The sequence below is a fragment of the Conyzicola sp. genome (assembly GCF_057073975.1).
In genome coordinates, this window is sequence record NZ_JBXMIS010000027.1 from 1 (window position 1) to 5,673 (window position 5,673).

Consider the following 5,673-nt stretch of genomic DNA (forward strand, 5'->3'; position numbering starts at 1 on the left):
CGGATGCCCGGACCTTCGCCAACGGCGAGATCTACGCCCGGTACGACGAGAGCGTCCGCGGGTGCGATGCCTTCGTCATCCAGTCGCACACCAGCCCGATCAACGAGTGGCTGATGGAGCAGCTGATCATGGTCGACGCCGCCAAGCGCGCGAGCGCGAAGCGCATCACGGTCGTGGCGCCGTTCTACCCGTACGCCCGGCAAGACAAGAAGGGCCGCGGCCGCGAGCCGATCAGCGCCCGTCTCGTGGCCGACCTCTACAAGGCCGCCGGCGCCGACCGCATCATGAGCGTCGACCTGCACGCCGCGCAGATCCAGGGCTTCTTCGACGGCCCGGTCGACCACCTGTTCGCCATGCCGGTGCTGCTCGAGCACTTCAAGGCGCTCGACGAGCCGAACCTCACCGTGGTCTCGCCCGACATGGGCCGGGTGCGCGTCGCCGACATCTGGAGCGACAAGCTCGGCGCACCCCTCGCCATCATCCACAAGCGCCGCGACCCCGCCGTCGCCAACCAGGTCTCTGTTCACGAGATCGTCGGAGAGGTCGACGGCCGCGTCTGCCTCATCGTCGACGACCTCATCGACACCGGCCGCACGATCGCCAAGGCGGCAGAGGCGCTTAAGAACGCCGGCGCCCTCAAGGTCATCGTCGCAGCGACCCACGCCGTGTTCTCCGACCCGGCCGTCGAGCTGCTGCAGAGCGATTTCATCGACTCCGTGGTTGTCACCGACACCCTGCCGATCCCAGAGCACAAGCGGTTCTCCACGCTCACCATCCTGCCGATCGCCCCGCTCATCGCCCGGGCCATCTACGAGGTCTTCGACGACGGCAGCGTCACCTCGATGTTCGACGGGGCTGCGTAGCGCCTCTGCGGGTTGAGTAGCACGCGAAGCGCGCGTATCGAAACCCCTACGCCGAAAGCACGCGCCCGTCGCGCAGGTTGGGCGCGCCGGGGATGATGCCGAGCGGCCCGAGGTACCTGTCGCCCCCGATGACCTCGGTGGCGTAGCACTCCCAGCCGATCACGCTCGGCCCGAAGACCTCGAACCGCGCGTCGGGGGTGGCCGGCTCCGACACCTCGTAGTCGACCCAGATGCCGCACCAACGCTCGGCCGACCGCTCGGCGATGCGGGCCTGCGAGATGACGAGGGGCATGACGAGCAGCGCGATGCCGACGACCGCGGCGAACTGGATGAGCCGCTGCGAGCGACGCGATCGCATCGGCCGCTCGGGGTGCGGCTCGTATCCGTCGAGCTCAGGGTGGTCGGTCACCCCTCCATTCTGCGTTAACCACAGCCGAGTACTGTGTGCCCGTGACTGAACTGGATCGCCGCATCGGCACGGCGCGGGCCATAGCCATCGGGCTCGCCTCGATGATCGGCGCCGGAGTCTTCTTCGTCTGGGCGCCGGCGGCCGCAGCGGCCGGGCCGTGGCTGCTCGCCGGGCTCGCGATCGCGGGCGTCGTGGCAAGCCTCAACGCCCTGAGCACGGCCCAGCTCGCCATGGCGAATCCCGTCTCCGGCGGGGTCTACGCGTTCGCTGGCGGCTGGCCGGGGTTCAGCGCTGGCGTGCTGTTCCTCGTCGGCAAGACGGCATCCGCCGCGGCGATCTCGCTCATCGCGGGCTCCTACCTCTGGCCGGAGCAGGCGCGACCCGTCGCCGTTGCCCTCCTCGCCGTCTTCGCGGTCGTCAACATGAGCGGCATCCGCAGCACGGCGACCGTGAGCCTCGTGATCGTTGCCGTCGTTCTCGTTGGCCTCGTGGTGGTGCTCGCGCCAGGGCTGCCGTCCATCACCCAGATCGATATGGATGCCGCAGCGAGCCCCGCAGGAATCCTGCAGTCCGCTGGCCTCCTCTTCTTCTGCTTCGCGGGATACGCACGCATGGCCACTCTCGGTGCCGAGGTCGTCGACCCCCGCCGCACGCTGCCGCGCGCCATCATCGCCGCCCTCGCGATCACGCTCGTGGTCTACGCGCTCGTGGCGGTGACCGTGCTCTCGGTGCTCGGGGCTGAGCGACTCGCCGACACGGCATCGCCGCTCGCGGCGATCGGAGGCAGCGACGTGCTCGTGCGCGTCGTCGCGGGGGTGGCGTGCCTCGGGTCGCTCGTCGGCATCCTGGCCGCGCTCAGCCGAACCACGCTCGCGATGGCCCGCGGCGGCGACCTGCCCGGCCCGCTCGGCTTCGTGTGGTCGCGCACGCGCGCCCCGATTGCGGCAGAGGCGATCGTCGCCCTCGTGGCGATCGCCGCGGTGCTCGTGCTCGACCCGGCTCGACTGGTCGGGTTCTCGAGCTGCGCTGTGCTCGTGTACTACGCGATCGCCCACTACGCCGCGCTGCGGCAGCCGGCCGCGCAGCGGTGGCTGCCCCGGGCCGTGCAGGTCGTTGGGCTCGCCGGGTGCCTGCTGCTCGCCGCCACCCTGCCGTGGCAGGCGATCGTGCTGGCCGCCGGCGTGCTCGCGGCGGGTATTGCCGCGCGGCTGCTCGTGCGTACAGTGAAGGCGTGAGCCTCGTCGAATCCCTGTGGTCTGCCCTGCGAGCCGAACCGCACGCAGAGCTCGAGCTGGTCGGCGAGGGCACGCTCGATTCCCGCTACGACGTGTCGGGGCTGGCCGCGGCATCCATCGCTGTTGCCGGTCTGGCAACGGGAGAGGCGGTTCGTGTCGATCGAGCGCTCGCCGACGCGTGGTTCGGCCAGGCGCTGAAGCCGGTGGGGTGGCAGCTGCCGAGTCCGTGGGACTCGCTTGCCGGCGACTACCGCACGGCCGACGGCTGGATCCGGCTGCACACCAACGCGCCGCACCACCGGCTCGCCGCCCTGCTCGTGCTGAACGTCACCGAGCGGGCCAGGCCGCGCACCGGTGCCTCCATCGTGGGCCGCGAGCTCGAGCCGGAGCCCGACTTCGCGGCGGAGTCGATCGCCGAGCGCGCCGATGTCGAAGCCGCCGTGGCGACGTGGTCTGGCCTCGACCTCGAGGCGGAGATCGTCGAGAGCGGGGGAGCGGCCGCGGTGCTGCGCACGCCAGAGGAGTGGGCAGTGCATCCGCAGGGCATCGCGGTGGCCGCCGAGCCGCTCATCGCCTGGCAGACCGGCGGCACCGCCACCCTCGACGGGTTTCGGGTGCTCGACCTCACCCGCGTGATCGCCGGGCCGGTCGCCACCCGCTTCCTCGCCGGACTCGGCGCCGACGTGCTGCGCATCGACCCGCCCGACTGGAACGAGCCGGCCATCGTGCCAGAGATGACGCTCGGCAAGCGCGCCGCCCGCGCCAACTTCTTCGACGCCGGCGGCATGCGCAAGCTGCGGCTGCTCATCGAGAAGGCCGACGTCATCGTGCACGGCTACCGCGCCGACGCGATGGAGAGGCTCGGACTGGATGCCGCCGGCATCCGCGAGATCAACCCGGGCATCGTCGACGTGGCCCTCAATGCCTACGGCTGGACCGGGCCATGGCGCAACCGCCGCGGATTCGACTCGCTCGTGCAGATGTCGAGCGGCATAGCCTTCGCGCCAGAGGGTCCTTCGCCGCTGCCCGTGCAGGCGCTCGACCACGCCACGGGATACCTCGCCGCCGCCGCCGCGCTCGAGGGCCTTCGCCGCCGCCGCGAGACGGGTCTCGGCAGCACCGCCCGCCTCTCGCTTGCCAGAACCGCCCTCGAGCTCACGACCGCGGGTCGAGTAGCGCGAAGCGCGTATCGAGACCAGGACTCCGGCTTCGATACCTCGCCTGCGGCGATTACTCAACCCACAGAGTGGAGCACCCCCTGGGGCCCCGCAGAGCTGCTTGCCTCCCCGCTGACAATCGGGGGCCGCCCGCTCCACTGGGAGAAGCCGCCGCGGGCCCTCGGCACCGACAAACCCCGCTGGGACTAGGCCAGCGTCGACTCCAGGTGCCAGACCTTGTTGACGATCTGCCATCCATCCGGGCCGTCGACGAACGACAGGTGGTCGACGAAGACCGCCTGCAGCACGCGCAGCCGCACGAACACGGTCGCGGCTGCGGGCGACAGCCAGGTCACCGACACGATCTCGTCGAGGCGCTCCTGGCCGACGGATGCCGGCGACGGCCGGTTCGCGACGACCTCGCGCCACGCGGGGTATGGGTCGACGGTGACGACGCCCTCATCCACGTCGAAGAGCGTGCTCGACGGGTGGAAGACGGAGTCGAGCAGCGCGGTATCGCACGCGTGGAGTGCGCGGAAGTAGGCGTCGACGGCGGCCAGCAGTTCAGGTTCACGGGTCATGACTGCATGCTGGCAGCCGCCGAGCGCTCCAGACGAGGTCTGGCAGAAACTACCGAATCAGTGGCTGTCGACCGCGCTGATCTCGGTGCGGTCGCCCGACCACAGCGTGTGGAAGGTGCCATCGGCATCCACGCGGCGGTAGGTGTGTGCTCCGAAGAAGTCGCGCTGGCCCTGAACGAGAGCGGCCGGCAGACGGTCGGCACGCAGTCCGTCGTAGTACGCGAGTGACGAGGAGAACGCCGGCGAGGGGATTCCCGCCTGGGTTGCCGCGATGACCACGCGACGCCATGCGTCCTGCGCGGTCGCCATGACATCCGCGAAGAACGGCGCGGTCACGAGGGCAACGAGCGCCGGGTCGGCCGCGTATGCCTCGGTGATGCGGTTGAGGAAGCGGGCACGGATGATGCAGCCGCCACGCCAGATCGCCGCGATCTCGCCCTTCTTGATGTCCCAGCCGTACTGCTCAGCGCCAGCGACGATCGCGTCGAAGCCCTGCGAGTAGGCGATGATCTTCGAGGCGTAGAGCGCCTTGCGCACGTCTTCGACGAAGGCGGCCTTGTCGGCGACCGGCACGGGCGACGGGCCGGGAAGCGAGGATGCCGCGGCGCGCTGAGCGGGCTTCGACGACAGCGAGCGGGCGAAGACGGCCTCGGCGATACCGGAGACCGGGATTCCGAGGTCGAGGGCGGTCTGCACCGTCCAGACGCCGGTGCCCTTCGATCCCGCCTGGTCGAGGATGACGTCGACGAGCGGCTTGCCGGTCGTAGCGTCGACCTGCTTGAGCACCTCCGCGGTGATCTCGATGAGGTAGCTCTCGAGCTCACCCGCGTTCCACTCCGTGAAGATGTCGGCGATCTCGGCGGGGGTCGCGCCGGTGCCCTGGCGGATGAGGTCGTAGGCCTCGGCGATGAGCTGCATGTCGGCGTACTCGATGCCGTTGTGGATCATCTTGACGAAGTGGCCAGCGCCGTCGGTGCCGACGTGGGTCACGCAGGGCTCGCCCTCGGCGACTGCGGCGATCGAGCGAAGGATCGGGCCAAGCGTCTCCCAGGCCTCGGCGCTTCCGCCGGGCATGATCGACGGGCCGAGCAGTGCGCCCTCCTCGCCGCCCGAGATTCCGGCGCCGACGAAGTTGATGCCGGTCTCGCGCACGGCCTTCTCGCGGCGGATGGTGTCGGTGAACAGCGCGTTGCCGCCATCCACGATGATGTCGCCCGGCTCGAAGACCTCGGTGAGCGCGTCGATGACGGCGTCGGTGCCCTTGCCGGCCTGCACCATGATGATCGCGGTGCGGGGCTTCGACAGGGATGCCGCGAACTCCTCGTAGGTCGTCGCGGCGACGAAGTTGGCCTCCGGGTGCGCGTCGAGCACGGTCTGGGTCTTCTCGAAGCTGCGGTTGAAGATGGCAACGGTGTTGCCCTCGCGCGA

General features: G+C 70.2%; 6 protein-coding genes. 3 read left to right on the plus strand and 3 right to left on the minus strand.

Annotation, left to right across the window (positions count from 1 at the left end):
* Positions 1–863: ribose-phosphate diphosphokinase (locus tag AC14A7_RS02385; RefSeq protein ID WP_484006284.1), on the plus strand; the 863-nt coding region annotated here is incomplete at its 5' end.
* A gap of 46 nt (positions 864–909) precedes the next feature.
* Here the strand turns inward: AC14A7_RS02385 and AC14A7_RS02390 are convergent.
* On the minus strand, positions 910–1,272 hold the full coding sequence (locus AC14A7_RS02390; protein WP_484006285.1) for a hypothetical protein: 363 nt from the start codon (positions 1,270–1,272) through the stop codon (positions 910–912).
* 41 nt (positions 1,273–1,313) lie between these two features.
* On the opposite strand from AC14A7_RS02390, the gene AC14A7_RS02395 reads away from it, so the two are divergent.
* Together AC14A7_RS02395 and AC14A7_RS02400 are read left to right on the plus strand one after the other, a co-directional pair.
* Complete coding sequence (locus AC14A7_RS02395; protein ID WP_484006286.1) at positions 1,314–2,507, plus strand: APC family permease; 1,194 nt, start codon at positions 1,314–1,316, stop codon at positions 2,505–2,507.
* A complete protein-coding gene (locus AC14A7_RS02400) occupies positions 2,504–3,874 on the plus strand; it encodes a CoA transferase (RefSeq protein ID WP_484006287.1) in 1,371 nt (456 codons plus the stop codon). Before AC14A7_RS02395 ends, AC14A7_RS02400 begins: the two co-directional genes overlap by 4 nt.
* Here the strand turns inward: AC14A7_RS02400 and AC14A7_RS02405 are convergent.
* Positions 3,871–4,245 (minus strand): nuclear transport factor 2 family protein, encoded by a 375-nt coding sequence (locus AC14A7_RS02405; protein WP_484006288.1) that lies wholly within the window; start codon positions 4,243–4,245, stop codon positions 3,871–3,873. The genes AC14A7_RS02400 and AC14A7_RS02405 overlap by 4 nt on opposite strands.
* A 57-nt stretch (positions 4,246–4,302) precedes the next feature.
* A partial coding sequence (gene gndA, locus AC14A7_RS02410; protein WP_484006289.1) for an NADP-dependent phosphogluconate dehydrogenase occupies positions 4,303–5,673 on the minus strand: 1,371 nt, incomplete at its 5' end.